This is a genomic window from Vicinamibacteria bacterium, assembly GCA_035570235.1.
Taxonomy (GTDB): Bacteria; Acidobacteriota; Vicinamibacteria; order Fen-336; family Fen-336; genus DATMML01.
The window spans coordinates 1-14,142 of sequence record DATMML010000055.1 but is presented as its reverse complement, the minus strand read 5'-3'; the positions used below and the strand labels follow the sequence as shown (position 1 = coordinate 14,142).

Sequence of the window (14,142 nt, the reverse complement as noted above, 5' to 3'; positions counted from 1 at the left end):
CGCCGGATTGTAGCATTTGACCTCGCCCCCCCGCGGGCGTTACTCTCGCGGATTCGTCGCCCCCGGGCGGCGAGGTCAAGGGAGGGCGATGAACATTCTCGTCATCGGCGACGTGGTGGGGAGCCCGGGCCGGGCCATCCTCAAGAAAGGGCTCCCCCTCGTCTTCAAGAAGCACGACATCGACTACTGCATCGCCAACGTGGAGAACGCGGCCGGCGGCTTCGGGGTCACCAAGGAGGTGTGCGACGAGCTCCTGGACCTGGGCATCGACTGCATGACCTCCGGCAATCACATCTGGGACAAGAAGGAGATCATCGGGATCGTGGACCTCATCCCCCAGCTCCTCCGCCCCCTCAACTACCCCCAGGGTCAGCCCGGCCGGGGCGCCCACGTGGGGAAGGGCAAGCGCTCGGGCGTGCCCGTGGCCACCCTGAACCTAAGCTGCCGGGTGTTCATGAACGGAGCCATGGACGACCCCTTTCGGATGGGCCTCGCGGAGGTCGAGCGGCTGCGCAAGGAGGCCGCGGTCATCATCGTGGACATCCACGGTGAGGCCACTTCCGAGAAGACGGCCCTCGGCTACTACCTGGACGGCCGGGTCTCTGCGGTGCTGGGCACCCACACCCACGTCCCCACCTGCGACCACCGCCTGCTCCCCAAGGGCACGGCCTACTGCAGCGACCTGGGCATGACCGGCCCCTACGACTCCGTGATCGGGGTGGAGAAGGACACCGTCATCCTCCGCTTCCTGACCGGCATGCCCGCCCGCTTCGAGACGGCCAAGGGAGACCCCCGCCTGGCCGCAGCGGTGGTGGACGTTGACCCCGAGACGGGCCGCGCGCGCGGCATCCAGAGGATGCTGCTCTCGGAAGCGGACCTCCAGGCCTACTGAGCCGCGCGCGGCTTTAGGGCGCCCTCTTCCACCCAGTGACCGAGGGCCCGGCGGATGCGGAAGGAGTCGACCGGGATCTCCGCCTCGCACTGGCGCGGGGTCACGCCGGCGCAGGCCTTCTCCCAGAGCTTGACCACGAGGGTGTAGTCCGGCTCGCTGGGGACGGCGGTGGGGCTCTGCCCCGTAGCCTCCAGGGCTACGTCGTCGGGGACGAGGGCGCTCGCCTTTTGGAGGGAGCCGTAGCGCAGGATCCCCTGGCTCGTGAGCGCGCCCACGTCCAGAAACCCGGCCCCCGACGAGGCCCCCGGGTTCGGGGGGCGGCCGAGAAGGGAGAACGCTCCCGCGAAGGGCCTCTCCAGCAGCTGGAAGAAGGCCTCCTCGCCCTGCAGGGGGCCGATCTGGCAGGTGCGGACGCGGCCGCCCTCCAGAGTCAAGGCCGCCATCGGCGTTCCCTGCGAATCGAGCAGGGTGAGAAGCCCGGTCGCCTGCTTCTCGACCACCCTGTGCAGGAGGCTGGGAAGGCCGAAGACCTCGAGGTCGCCGGACTCGTTCTGGGTGGGCGGGACCGCAGGGGGAGCCGCCGCGCGCGCGAGCAGTCCCTCGAGCGCCCGCTGGGCCGTGACCGCGAAGCTATGGCCCGAGAACCGCCGGACGATGTCCGTGAGGGCCTCCTTGACCTCGTCCGCGGGCGTACCCGAGAGGGCCTCGATGAGGCAGGTCAGCGCCTGGTCGTTCCTGGTCACGAGGAAGCTCAGGACCCTGTGCGGGAGGCGGGCGCGGAGCTCCTCCAGCAGGCGGGCCAGGACGGGCGGGCTGGCCCGCAGGTCCTGGGAGGAGAACTCCGCCAGCCGATCGATGGTCGATCCCAGCTCTGGCCGCTCGCCGAGGGCGTGCTCCACGACCGCGCTCCAGGCTGCGGGGTGGGCCGTTCGGATGAGGGCCGAGCAAAGCCGGTCCAGGAGGGCGTGGCCCTCCGTGCGATCGGGGACGTCGGCCTTACCGAGGGCCGCTTCGCGGGAGTGGAGGAGTCCCACCAGGGACTGCTTGGCCTTGGCCGGCTTCATGCTGGCGAGGGCGCTGATGACTTCCCGGGCCAGGAAGGGCGGCCACCCGGGCTCGGCGAGGAAGGAGAGGAGGTCGATCTCGCGATCGATGCCCTCGTCGTCCACGCGGGGGATCAGGCGCAGGAGGTAGACGATGTTCCGCAGCATGTAGGGGCCGGGGTCGTCCCCGCCGCTCCGATGGGCCTCCAGCCTCTGCAGGGCGGCCACCCGCACGGGGGGGCCGTGGGCCTGGAGCAGGTCCAGGAGGAGGCGTCGACGATCCCGCCGGGTCTCCCCCTGCAGCTCGTCCAGGAGCGCCCGGTGGCCGAGCCCGAAATGGAAGAAGTTCAGGACCGTGCGCAGGGGAGCGTGCTTCTCGGGGCTCTCCGCGAGCTTGCGCAGGCGGCTTATGTCTATCGATTCATGCCCCTTGCGCCTGATGGTCTCCACGAAGCTGCCGTCGAACTGCTTCTCCTTGATCAGGCGCTCGGCGAGTTCGAGCATCTTGACCGCCCGCCCCAGGTTTCCCTGGTTGAACTCGTCGATGGCGGCGTAGACCATCCCCCGGAAGCGGCGGGCCATCTCCACCGGCTCTTCGGCCAGGACGATGACGCGGCGCATGGCCTCGACCTGGCCGGTCTCGTCGAGGCCGAGGCTTCCCGAGGCGCCCCCGGGCAGCACCCAGTCCGAGAGGCCCTGGCCGAGCGAGCGAAAGAGGTCGCCCCCCTCCGCGGCCACCCCCAGCTCGCGGAGGCGCCCCAGGTGCTCTTCCAGCTCCCGCTCGCTCGTGGCGTGGGCCACGGCACTCGCCAGGGTCTGGGAGATGAGCTGGGAGCGGGTGGCCTCCACGGTTCCCCCGGGAGGGGAGTCCTGCACCTCCTGCCGCAGACGCTCGACGAGGAGGGTCAGCCGGCGCAGCTCGGCCGCGCTGGCCGGGCCCGCGGAGGAGGGGGCTTTCCCTCCGGAGGGGGCGGCGGAGCCCTCTGGAACCAGCACCCGCTCCCCACCGATCTGGCGGTGAAGGATCTCGGCCGTCGACACCATCTCCGACCGCCCGAGGCTTTTCAGGCTGCTCCGCAGATGCTCCTCGTCCTCCTCTGAGCAGCAGTCGATGATCCTCTCGGCGAGCTCGCTCAAGTAGGCGTCCAGCCGCTCCTTCTCCAGGAGCCGGAACTCCCCCATGAGGTGGATCTTGCTCAAGGCATGGAAGAGGTACTCGGTGAGGGAGACCCTCGTGGGGCCATGGGTCTGGGCCAGGGCCCAGGCGTAGATCTCCGTGGCCACGCCCTCGGGAGGACAGTCCAGGAGGAGGAGCATGGAGTCCGCGACCATCAGGGGGGGGAGGTGGTCGGACAGGTATTGCTGCAGCTCGAAGAGGGCCTCCTTGATCGGCTCCGCGGTGTCCTCCGCCTGGCTCAGGGTCTTGGGGGCGGGGCGGGAGGCAGCGGGCCGGGGCGGGGCCACCCCCGCCATGGTGGCGGCCGCGGGGTCGTAGCGGTAGCCGGAGGAGAACGCCCGAACGACATCGCGCAGGGCCTCCCGCATCTCCCCTGCGTTCTCGAAGCGCTCATGGGGGTCCTTGGCCAGGGCCTTCTCCACCAGCGTGGCCAGGTGGGGCAGCTCGGGGATCCACTTCGCGAGCGGCTCCGGCGCGGTGTGGACGACGCTGTAGAGCACGGCGGGAACGGATTCCCCCCCGAAGGGCCGGCGGCCGGCCAGAAGCTCGTAGGCGACCGCGCCCAAGGAGAAGATGTCCGAGCGGGCGCTGGCCCGCCCACCCTGGGCCTGCTCGGGCGCCATGTAATAGGGCGTGCCCATCACCACCGCCGTCTTGGCGGCATCGCTGGTCCGGCGCGCGAGGCCGAAGTCCATGATCTTGACCTGGCCATTGGGAAGGATGTGGATGTTCCCGGGCTTCAGGTCCCGGTGCACGAGCCCCTTCGAATGGGCGAAGGCCAGGCCCTCGCAGATCTGCTCCAGCACCGGGAGCTTGTCCTCGAGCCGCGGCAGCTTCCGCCGCTCGATGACCTCCTTGAGGTCGATCCCCTCCAGGAGCTCCATGGCGATAAAGGACATCCCCGCTTCTTCCCCAAACTCGAAGACGGTAATGATGTTGGGGTGGGCGAGCTGGGCCGCGGCCTGGGCCTCCCGCTGGAACCGCTGCCGCATGAGGTCGTTGACGTCGAGGCGCTGGGAGATGGTCTTGATGGCCACGAAACGGCCCAGGGCGGGATCGCGCGCCTTGTAGACCTCGCCCATGGCCCCCTGGCCGATCTTGCCCACGATTTCATATTTCCCGATCTGAGCGAGGTCCATCTGGTCGCCTCAAGAGGGGAGGCCTGACGGGGGGGCGAACCGAATCACCGTGGCACCCGGATGTTCATCGGATGCTATCACGCCCCATGAGGCGGGTGCGCTTCTGCGCGTCGCGGGGCTATACTCTCGGCCGTGGCCCAGCGCCTCCCCCGGACCCAAGCCGAGCCGCTCTCCGGTCTGGGGGCGGCGGTTTTCGACGCCCTCCCCATCGGGCTCTACGTCGTGGACCGCGGCCTCAGGGTGGTGGCCTGGAACAGCCTGCGCGAGAAGGGGCCCCTGGGCGTGCCCCGCGGCCGGGCTCTCGGCCGTCCCCTCCGGGGGGTGCTTCCGCCCCGCGGGTATCGGGCCACCCTGCCCGTCCTCAGCCACGTCTTCAAGACCGGCATCCCCCACGAGGAGACCGCGGAGACGCGCGCCGGCCTCTTCCACGTGCGGCGCCTGCCCGTGCGCCAAGGACCCGAGGTGACCCACGTCCTCTCTGCCTTCGAGGACATCACGGAGCGGCGGACCCTCGAGATGCGCCTGATCGCCTCCGACCGCCTGGCCTTCCTGGGCCAGCTCGTGGCGGGGGTGGCCCACGAGGTCTCGAACCCGCTGGCCGGGATCGCGGGCTGCGCGGAGGCCCTGGCCTCCCTGGCCACCAAGGGCTCGGGGAAGGCCGCGCGCGAGGCGCGGAAGTTCCGGGATCTCATCCGCCGCGAGGTCGGCCGGTGCGAGGGCATCGTGCGCTTCCTGCTCGACTCCGCGCGGGCCGATCCCGGAACCACCTCCGATCTCGGCACGACCGTGGGCACCGCCCTGCGCCTTTTGGAGCGGCATCCCGCCTTCGCGCGGATCCGGGTGGTGGCGCGCATCCCCAAGGAGCTCCCCCCCGCCCGCCTGGAGACGGACTCCTTGAAGCAGGTCGTGATGGCCCTGGCCATGAACGGCTCGCAGGCCATGCCCGGGGGCGGGACCCTCACCCTGCGCGCGGGGCGCACGGGGCCCAACTTGTTCCTGGACGTGATCGACACCGGCCCCGGCGTTCCCCCCGCGATCCGGGCCAGGATCTTCGAGCCCTATTTCACGACCAACGTCGGCGGGGGGGCGGGGCTGGGTCTGGCCATTGCCCGCACGCTCGTGCGCCGGTGGGGGGGCGACGTCGTGCACAGCCCCCGGCGGAGTGGGGCCTGCTTCAGGGTCGTCATGAAGGCGGCGGAGAGGGCATGAGCGGCTATCGGGTGCTGGTGGCGGAGGACGAGGCCACGTTCGGCCTCACCGTGGCCCGCTTCCTCCAGAAGGCGGGCCACGAGGTCAAGGTCTGCCCCACCGGCAAGGCGGCCTACAAGGCCCTGGCCACCGCGGAGTGGGACGTGCTGCTCCTGGACCTCAAGCTGCCGGACGCGGACGGGGTCGACATCCTGGCCAAGGTCAAGAAGGAGCATGCGGAGCTGCAGACCATCATCGTGACCGGGTTCGCCAACGTCCAGTCCGCCATCCAGACCATGCGGCTCGGGGCCTTCGACTACCTGACCAAGCCCCCCAACTTCGAAGAGCTGGGGATGCGGGTGGAGAAGGCGGGAGACAAGACGGTCCTGGAGCGGGAGAACCGTCGTCTGCGCTTCCAGGTCCAGCGCGGGATGGCCTCCGACATCCTGACCCGCTCGCCCGAGCTCCAGAAGGTCCTGCATACGGTGGAGATGGTGGCCGCCGCCCGCACCCCGGTCCTGATCGAGGGCGAGAGCGGGGTGGGAAAGGAGCTTCTGGCCTCCCACTTGCACCGTATCTCCCCCCGCGCCAACAAGGCCTTCGTGGACCTGAACTGCGCGGCGGTGCCCTCGACCCTGCTCGAGAGCGAGCTCTTCGGCCACGAGCGCGGGGCGTTCACGGGGGCGGGGAACGAGAAGCCGGGGCTCGTGGAGGTGGCGGACGGAGGGACGCTCTTCCTGGACGAGGTGGGGGAGATGGCCCCCGAGATCCAGTCCAAGTTCCTGCGCGTCCTGGACAGCGGAACGTTCTACCGGGTGGGAGCCACGCGCAAGCGCCGGGCCGATTTCCGCCTCGTGGCCGCCACCAACCGCGACCTGGCCGCGGAGGTGACGGCGGGGCGGTTCCGCAAGGACCTCTTCTACCGCATCCACGGCGTGCGGGTGGTGATCCCCCCGCTGCGGCAGCGGCCGGAGGACATTCCCCTGCTCGTGGAGCACTTCTCCCACTCGCTCCCCTCCCAGAAGCGCTTCTCCCCCGCCGCCCTCCAGGCCCTGGCCGCCCACGATTGGCCGGGTAACGTGCGCGAGCTGCACTTCGCGGTGGAGCGGGCCGGTCTGCTCGCGGAGGGGGAGATGATCGACGTGAGCGACCTGCCGCCCGAGATCGTGCAGCGCTCCCCGCGCGGGTCCTTCGCCCCGGTGGCGGCCCCCGCCGCCCCTCACCCCGCCCCCGCCTCACCCCCCGCCCCTGCGGAGGACCTCAGCCGTGACGACGGCCCCGACCCGGCCCGAGTGCGCCAGGCCCTGGAGCAGGCGCGCTGGCGGCGCGAGCAGGCCGCCGAGATCTTGGGCGTCTCCCCCCGTACCCTCTACCGTTGGATGAAGCGCCTCGGCCTCTGAGCAGGGCGGGAAGCCTCGCCTTGCGGTGCACGGGGAAGCCCAAGGCGGCCTCCAGGATCTCCAGCTGTTCGAGACGGGCGCCTAGGCTCAGGCACAGCCTGGGGACAGAGTGCGCGAGCTCCCGGGCCAGCTCGGCCCCCCCCCCGCGCAGGAAGAGGTCCACGATCGCGAGGTCGTAGGGCTGGCGGCGGGCGGCCAGGAGGGCCTCGGCCCGGGTCCGGGCCACACGCACGCGGTCCCCCTGGCGCCGGAGGACCGCTGCGAGGGCTTGCCCGCAGCCGGAATCCGCTTCCACGAGCAGAATCGTCCGGGACGTACGCATTGCTGCTTCGTTTAGTAGCAATGGGCGTACCAGCGCGAAGTCCTTGTGCGTCCGAGGCTACCCCCGCCGGGCGGGCCCCCCGCCGGTTTGTCTGGCACCTTATCGGACCGGAAGCGGCGCGAAGTCAGACGGCTAGCCGGGGGCCTCGGGGGGGCTTCCCATAGGGATCAAGGCGGACAGGGACCGGACGTCGTGCTCGGGGGGCGAGGGCACGAGGCGCCCGCCGTTGGCCTGCAGGAGCTGCTCCGCGGTGGCCAGGTCCTGCCGGCGGTGTTGGAGGCGGCGCGCGCTCTCTCCGTCCCCCCCCAGGTCCTCGTCGGTGATCTCCTCCCGGGGGAGGAGGATATCCACCCGGACGAAGGGCTCCGCCCGGACCCCCCGCTCGCCCAGGGCCTGGGTCTCGGCCAGACGCACCCGCAGCCGGGCCTTGTCCACGGAACGATGGGCGGCGTTGTCCAGCAGGCGGGCGAGGGCCTCCACCACCTGCTGGCGATCCACGAGGACCTCGGGCAGGTGTTCCGGGGCATCGATACCGACGTCGGGCCACCCCTCGGGGGAGCGCTTGGCCAGGGTCTCCGCCGCCTGGCGGACGAGCTCGACGGGGGCGCAGTAGCGCAGAGCGAGGTGGGGACGCCGCCGCCCGACCGCGGAAGCGACCAAGGCTTCGTCCTCCTCTTCCTCCTCCGCGGTAGTTGGCGGGGGCTCGCGGTTGGCCTCTCCCGCCGTAGGGGGGGCGGTCACGGCCGTCACCGGGGCCGCCTCTTCCTCAGCCTCGTCGTCCAGGGTGGCTCGCTCCTCTTCCTGCCTGTCCCTCTCGAGGGTCTCCGCAAGGTCGCGGAAGAGAAAGACATAGCCCACCTCGGCCTCGAGCTCCGCAGGCGCCCGCATGACCGACATGCCCACGTAGAGCCGGCCCCCTCCCGGGGTGATGAGGGGAAAGTCGAGACGCGCCTCGCGCCCGCCCCCCGCCCGCTTCATGGCCTCCCTGAGCTCCTCCAGGTTCCCGAAGATCTCCAGCACCGAGCGCCCCCGGCAGTTGGCCAGGCTGACTCCGAGGATGTGGAGGGCCGCCCGGTTCGCGAAGGAAATGAGCCCCGAGAGATCGGAGGTCACCACCCCCGCGTTCATGCTGTTAAGGATCGTCTCCGTGAACCGGCGCCGATCCTCCACCCTGCTCAGGACGCCCTCCAGCTCGCGGGTGCGCTCCCGGGCGAACTCCTCCAGATGGCTCGCCTCGAGCTTCCCGGACTTCGCCATCCGCGCGGTCACGTCCGTCTGCACGGCCACGAAGTGGGTCACCCGGCCGGAGACGTCGGGCAGCGGCGAGGTGGAGATGTCGTTCCAGAAGGGCGTGCCGTCCTTCCGATAGTTCCGGAGGAGCACGCGGGTCGACTGCCCGGCCGCCATGCCATCCCGGAGCTCGGTGGTGGCGGCCACGTCCGTCTCCGGACCCCGGAGCAGCCGGAGGTTCTTGCCCAGGATCTCCGGGGCGGGATAGCCGGTCATGTCCAGGAAGGAGCGGTTGGCGTAGGTCAGGGGATACTCGGAGGAGCGGCCGTCCAGGATGGTGATTCCGCTCCCCGCCGCCTCCACCGCGCGCTCCATGAGGCGCAGCCGGTTCTCCTGCCGCCGCCGGCGGAGCAGGTACTCGACCCGCGAGCGAATGAGGGGGGGGTGAAGGGGCTTGGGCAGGATCTCGTCCGCTCCCTCCGCAAAGGCCAGCTGAACCGTCCGCCACGAGCTCAAGCCGATGATGACGATGGGGGGCTGGTCGACCCCGGGCACGGCCCGAATGCGGGCGCAGACCGAGATCCCGTCGACCACGGCCAGGAAGGCATCGAGCAGGATGAGGTCCAGGTCCAGCCGGCGAGCCAGGGCCAGGGCTTCAACCCCATCCGCCGCCTCCACCACCTCCACCGCCCGCACGTGCAGGGCCTTGCGGAGGAGGGCACGGGTGGTGGAGTCGCTGGTGGCGACGAGCAGTTGGCTGGGCGGGGTGTGGCCGGGGGGCGAGCTCATGGGCGGAGCCTCCGAGCGGCCCCGTCCGATTGCAGCGCGGGCGGTTGGGGGTCTAGACTGAGTGTCATGAGCGTGCTTCTCCGGCGGCTGCCGGACTTCGACCTCAAGACCAAGCTCCTAGTGATGATGGTCTCCCTGCTGGTCCTTTCCGGAGCCTGCCTCTTCATGCTCCACCTTTTGAGCGAGCGCAAGCTGCTGTCGCAGGTGCGAGATTACACCGAGGAGTTGTCGAAGGCCATCGAGGTGGCCCAGGAGCAGCCGGCGGCGGAGGGCGACGCCCAGGTCGCCTTGAAGGCCTACGTGGAGAAGCTGCGCCAGCTGGGGGTGGCGGACGTGACCCTGGCCGACGCCACGGACGAGGTCCAGGCCTCCACGAACCCAGGCATCGTGGGCAAGCGTCTGGTCCGGGGAAAGAGGAGAGGCACGGAGGTCGTCATTCGCGGGTTCCTGGGCGAGGTGGGCTCGGCCACGAACCAGAAAACCTCCACCCTCACCATCCCCATCGTGGTGCAGGACAAGCGGGTGGGCTACCTCCTGATCACGCGCGTCCTGGACGACTTCTCCGCCCTCTCCGAAGAGGCTTTCCTGAACCGCATCATGGTCACCCTCGGCGTCTTTGCCCTCGGCATCGTGCTCTCCTTCTACCTCTCCTGGTCCTTCGGCGGGCCCCTCCGGGACTTGACGGACGCGGCCCGGAAGGTGGCCGCGGGCGACCTCTCGGTCCAGGTGTCGCCCCGGGGCGGAGACGAGATGGTGGGTCTCTCGCGCACCTTCAACGAGATGGTGGAGCGCCTGCGCGAGAACCGCCGGCTGGAGGAGCGGCTGCATTTCGCGGAGCGGTCCACGGCCATGGGGCGCCTGGCCTCCGCGGTGGCCCACGAGATCCGCAACCCCCTGAACTTCATCAACCTCTCCATCGACCACCTGCGGGGACGGATGGCCCCCGCGGAGCCGGGGCAGCGGGAGGACTACGACCGGATCCTCCAGAACGTGAAGGCGGAGATCAGCCGCCTCAACCGCCTGGTGGGCGACTTTCTTTCCTTCGGCAAGCCCATGCGGCTGGACCCCCGCCCCTGCGCGGTGGACGAGGTGCTCCGCGAGGTGGCCTCGCTCGTCGACCACAAGGCTAAGGACCAGGGCATCGCCCTCGCCGTGGAGACGGAGGCGGGCCTGCCCCGGATCGTGGCCGATCCGGAGCTGCTCAAGACCTGCTTCCTGAACCTCCTCATCAACGCTCTCGACGCCATGCCGGGGGGCGGGCTCCTCGACCTCTCCATCCGTCGGGGCCGGACGGAGGGCGGGGCGGAGTGCCTGGTGGTGAGCGTGCGCGACACCGGCCACGGCATGAGCGCGGAGGACGCCCGCACCGCCTTCGAGCCCTATTTCTCCACCAAGGACACTGGCCTCGGGCTGGGCCTCGCCCTCACCCACAAGATCGTGGCCGACCACGGCGGCACCATCACCCTGAGCAGCACGCCCGGGCAGGGCACGACCGCCAGCATCGTCCTCCCCTTCGAGCCGGAGAGCACGCAAGAGGCTGGGACGGATGCGGATGCCGCCCCCGCCGTGGCGGGAACGCACTGAGGGCGGGCACCACAACTCCATGACAGATCGGGGCCGCATCCTCGTGGTGGACGATGAGCGCCACCAGCGCGACATCCTCAAGATGATCCTGGAGGGAGAGGGGTACGAGACCGCGGTGGCGGGGAACGCGCGCCAGGCCCTGGAGGAGGCGCGGGACGGGCTCTTCGACGTGATCCTCACCGATCTCAAGATGCCGGACAAGAACGGCATCGCGCTCCTGACCGAGCTGGTCAAGGCCCAGCCGGGGGTCTGCGTCGTCCTCATGACCGCGCACGGCTCCATCGACAGCGCGGTGGACGCCATGCGCAAAGGGGCCTTCGACTACATGACCAAGCCCCTGGAGAAGGACGAGCTGCTCCTGGTGGTGCGGCGGGCGCTCGAGCGCAGCCGGCTCGTGCGGGAAAACCGCATGCTTCACGAGCAGCTCCGGGACCGCTTCCGCATCGAGAACATCGTGGGGGCCCATGGCTCGATGCAGGACGTCTTCCGCATCGTCCACAAGGTGGCGGCCTCCAACTCCACCGTCCTCATCTACGGGGAGAGCGGCACCGGCAAGGAGCTGGTGGCCCGGGCCCTCCACGAGCAGAGCGAGCGTAGGGACCGGCCTTTCTTCGCCGTCAACGTGGCCGCCCTGCCCGAGAGCATCCTGGAGGCCGAGCTCTTCGGGCACGAGCGGGGATCGTTCACGGGGGCCGAGGCCCGCAAGATCGGCCTCTTCGAGCAGGCCTCCGGCTCCACCCTCTTCCTGGACGAGGTGGGGGACCTGAAGCGCGACCTGCAGGTGAAGCTCCTCCGGACTCTGCAGGAGCGCGAGATCATGCGGGTGGGGGGCACGGAGCGGATCCGCGTGGACGTGCGCATTATCGCCGCGACCAACTCCAACCTGGAGCAGGCGGTGCGGGAGGGGCGCTTCCGGGAGGACCTCTATTACCGCCTCAACGTGATCCCCATCGTCCTGCCCCCGCTCCGGGAGCGTCGGACCGACATCCCCCTCCTCGTGGAGCACTTCCTGAAGAAGTACGGCGGCGGACGGGCGCGGACGGTGGGCGACAAGGCCCTGAAAGCGCTCGTGGCCTATGACTGGCCGGGCAACGTGCGGGAGCTGGAGTCGGCACTCGAGCGCTCCTTGCTCCTCGCGGAGGGCGACGAGATCCTGCCCCAGGACCTTCCGGCCCCCGTACGGTCCGGCCTGGCCATTGCCCGCGGCCCCCTCGCCCTCGACATCCCGGACTCGGGCCTCGATCTCGAGGCCCTCGAGAAGTCCCTGGTCCTGAAGGCGCTCGAGAAGACCGAAGGCAACGTCTCCCGGGCCGCGCGGCTCCTCGGCCTGAGCCGGCGCACGCTCCAGTATCGACTGGAGAAGATCCAGGGTGCACCGAATGGGGCATCGATCGTACGAAAAGGTGCAGAGACGACCTAAAGCGTAGACCCCTTCGTCAGGCCTAAGCGACTGTAAACGATGTAAACGAAGAGTTTCCCTGGACGGGCGGAGGGACCGGCCTCGCCGGAGGCTTGGCACTGCCCTTGCTCTAGTGCTGAGTGGGTCGTGAAGACCTGAATTCCTCTTTAAGGAGAAACTACCAAAATGAAGAAGTTCGCGATGCTGATGTCGCTCGTGTTCGTGGCTGGCGTGGCGTTCGCCCAAGAGGCGGCCAAGCCCGCCGAGAAGGCTGCTGCTCCCGCCAAGGCCGAGGCTGCTGCTCCCGCCAAGGCGGCCGAGAAGGCTCCCGCCGTGAAGACCCACGAAGTGACGGCCGAGGTCGTCTCCGTGGACGCGGTCAAGAACACCATCACCCTCAAGGGCGAGAAGGGGAACAACACCGCCCCCGTCGAGGGCAAGGCGCAGGCCAGCCTCAAGAGTATCAAGGCCGGCGAGAAGGTCACCGTGACCTGCCGCGACAACGAGAAGGGCGAGCACCAGGCCGTGACCGAGATCAAGGCGGCCCCGGCAGCTCCGGCCGCGAAGAAGTAACAGCCCTTTCCCAAGTTTCCGTACGGGGCGCACGGGTCGGAAGGACCCGGCGCCCTATTTTTTTGGGAACTCTCAGAGAGTCGGCTGCGGAGCCTCGGCCAACGAAGGGAGACCCGCAGGGAGGATACGCGCGGCGCTAGGAAACGGAGGGCGACTGACTTAGGGAGCCGACGCGTAGAAGGTGTAGGTTGCGGAGTAGCGCATCCGCGCCTCCGCCCCCAGATGGGATGAATCGCAAGGGGAAGACGGCGCCGCGCCGCCCTTGGTTTCGGTCCGTTGGATGTACTGAACGCGTGCGAACTGGCCCTGGCCCGAGTGTGACTTTGCCCGCAGCAGAAGCCAAGGGACCGCATCCGGAGTGGGGGCGGGCATCTTTGAGACCACCTCACCCGTGACGAGGCTCCCGTCGAAAGACTCCCACGACGGACCCGCAAAGTGCTTCCCCACCTGGCGCCCCGTCTCGTCGAAGAGCGCGGCCTCCGGCGCCTTGAAGACCCACTGAGTCTTGCCCTCGACGGCCTGGCAGGTGTAGACCTGCACGCCGTCCGCGACCGTGCGGAGGAGGAGTTGAGCGTTGTCGGGGGGAGCAATGGATGGCGAGTCCCCGCTCGAGGGAGTCATGAGGTGCAAAGCAAGAGAAAGCAGAGTCGCAGAAAGTGCCAATGATCCCATGGCCTCATCCTCTCTTTCAGGTAGTAGCCGAATCCGATGATAACAGAGCTCAAAGTGACACTTCTCGACCTTCCCCGGCCGCCGGCCGCCACTCGCCCGAAGCACGCCGCACTGCTCGCCGCAGCTAGAGGACCGCTCGGTCCCTAAGCGAAACCCATCGTTCGGTCCCGTCCCCAACGACGATGTGGTCGAGGACCTCGATACCGAGCAGCTGGCCCCCCGCAACCAGCCGACGGGTGAGGGTCAGGTCCTCAAGGGAAGGCTCCGGGTCGCCCGAGGGGTGGTTATGGAACAAGATGAGAGCAGCAGCCTTATGCGCCAGCGCGGGTCCGAAGACTTCCCTGGGATGGACGAGGGACCCGGTGAGGCTGCCCACTGAGATCTCGAGCGAGCCGATGATGCGGTGCTTGATGTCGAGGAGTAGGACGCCGAAGTGCTCCACACCATCGTCCCGCGCAAAGCGAAGCGGGATTATGATGCGGACGGCTGCGGGAGCGTCGCGCAACTGTGGGCGCTCTTCTAGCCGCACAGAAGCATCGCGCACGAGGCAAACACGGTAGGCTGGAACCCTCCAAGATCCGAGCGGGAGCGTGTGGTGGTCTGATTTCACTCTCGGAGAGCGCGACAACGCCGCATCGCTCATCGCCTCTGGTGATAGCAAGAGTCATTCCACTCCTTTGAGAGCTCTCGTTTCCCAACCTCAAAATGCTGTGCTCATCCACGGTAAGTCTCAC

Annotated in this window: 11 protein-coding genes; 7 read left to right on the top strand and 4 right to left on the bottom strand. The window is 69.3% G+C overall.

Annotation, left to right across the window (positions count from 1 at the left end; translation table 11 throughout):
- Positions 1-88 precede the first annotated feature (88 nt).
- On the top strand, positions 89-892 hold the full coding sequence (locus VN461_10410; GenBank protein ID HXB55186.1) for a TIGR00282 family metallophosphoesterase: 804 nt from the start codon (positions 89-91) through the stop codon (positions 890-892).
- Here the strand turns inward: VN461_10410 and VN461_10405 are convergent.
- Positions 886-4,251: a protein kinase gene (locus tag VN461_10405; GenBank protein ID HXB55185.1), complete on the bottom strand. Its 3,366-nt coding sequence runs from the start codon at positions 4,249-4,251 to the stop codon at positions 886-888. The genes VN461_10410 and VN461_10405 overlap by 7 nt on opposite strands.
- Before the next feature lie 132 nt (positions 4,252-4,383).
- On the opposite strand from VN461_10405, the gene VN461_10400 reads away from it, so the two are divergent.
- The 3 genes from VN461_10400 to VN461_10390 all read left to right on the top strand — a co-directional run bounded on the left by VN461_10400 (position 4,384) and on the right by VN461_10390 (position 7,176).
- Positions 4,384-5,460, top strand: coding sequence for an ATP-binding protein (locus tag VN461_10400; GenBank protein HXB55184.1), 1,077 nt, complete (start codon positions 4,384-4,386; stop codon positions 5,458-5,460).
- Positions 5,457-6,839, top strand: coding sequence for a sigma-54 dependent transcriptional regulator (locus VN461_10395; protein ID HXB55183.1), 1,383 nt, complete (start codon positions 5,457-5,459; stop codon positions 6,837-6,839). Before VN461_10400 ends, VN461_10395 begins: the two co-directional genes overlap by 4 nt.
- A 109-nt stretch (positions 6,840-6,948) precedes the next feature.
- Positions 6,949-7,176 (top strand): hypothetical protein, encoded by a 228-nt coding sequence (locus tag VN461_10390; protein HXB55182.1) that lies wholly within the window; start codon positions 6,949-6,951, stop codon positions 7,174-7,176.
- A 117-nt stretch (positions 7,177-7,293) separates the two neighbouring features.
- Here VN461_10390 and VN461_10385 read toward each other — a convergent pair whose 3' ends face one another.
- Positions 7,294-9,180, bottom strand: coding sequence for a PAS domain-containing protein (locus tag VN461_10385; protein HXB55181.1), 1,887 nt, complete (start codon positions 9,178-9,180; stop codon positions 7,294-7,296).
- Positions 9,181-9,246: 66 nt separating this feature from the next.
- On the opposite strand from VN461_10385, the gene VN461_10380 reads away from it, so the two are divergent.
- The 3 genes from VN461_10380 (at position 9,247) to VN461_10370 (ending at position 12,736) form a co-directional block, all read left to right on the top strand.
- On the top strand, positions 9,247-10,764 hold the full coding sequence (locus VN461_10380) for an ATP-binding protein (protein HXB55180.1): 1,518 nt from the start codon (positions 9,247-9,249) through the stop codon (positions 10,762-10,764).
- Positions 10,765-10,783: 19 nt separating this feature from the next.
- On the top strand, positions 10,784-12,184 hold the full coding sequence (locus VN461_10375) for a sigma-54 dependent transcriptional regulator (protein ID HXB55179.1): 1,401 nt from the start codon (positions 10,784-10,786) through the stop codon (positions 12,182-12,184).
- 165 nt (positions 12,185-12,349) lie between these two features.
- Positions 12,350-12,736 carry a hypothetical protein gene (locus VN461_10370; protein ID HXB55178.1) on the top strand — a complete coding sequence of 129 codons (387 nt, stop codon included), beginning with the start codon at positions 12,350-12,352 and terminating at the stop codon, positions 12,734-12,736.
- Positions 12,737-12,895: 159 nt separating this feature from the next.
- Here the strand turns inward: VN461_10370 and VN461_10365 are convergent, their stop codons facing one another.
- Positions 12,896-13,408, bottom strand: coding sequence for a DUF3455 domain-containing protein (locus tag VN461_10365; protein HXB55177.1), 513 nt, complete (start codon positions 13,406-13,408; stop codon positions 12,896-12,898).
- 124 nt (positions 13,409-13,532) lie between these two features.
- The gene (locus tag VN461_10360) at positions 13,533-13,913 is read right to left on the bottom strand and encodes a JAB domain-containing protein (GenBank protein HXB55176.1); all 381 of its coding nucleotides are present in this window, start codon (positions 13,911-13,913) and stop codon (positions 13,533-13,535) included.
- Positions 13,914-14,142 lie beyond the last annotated feature (229 nt).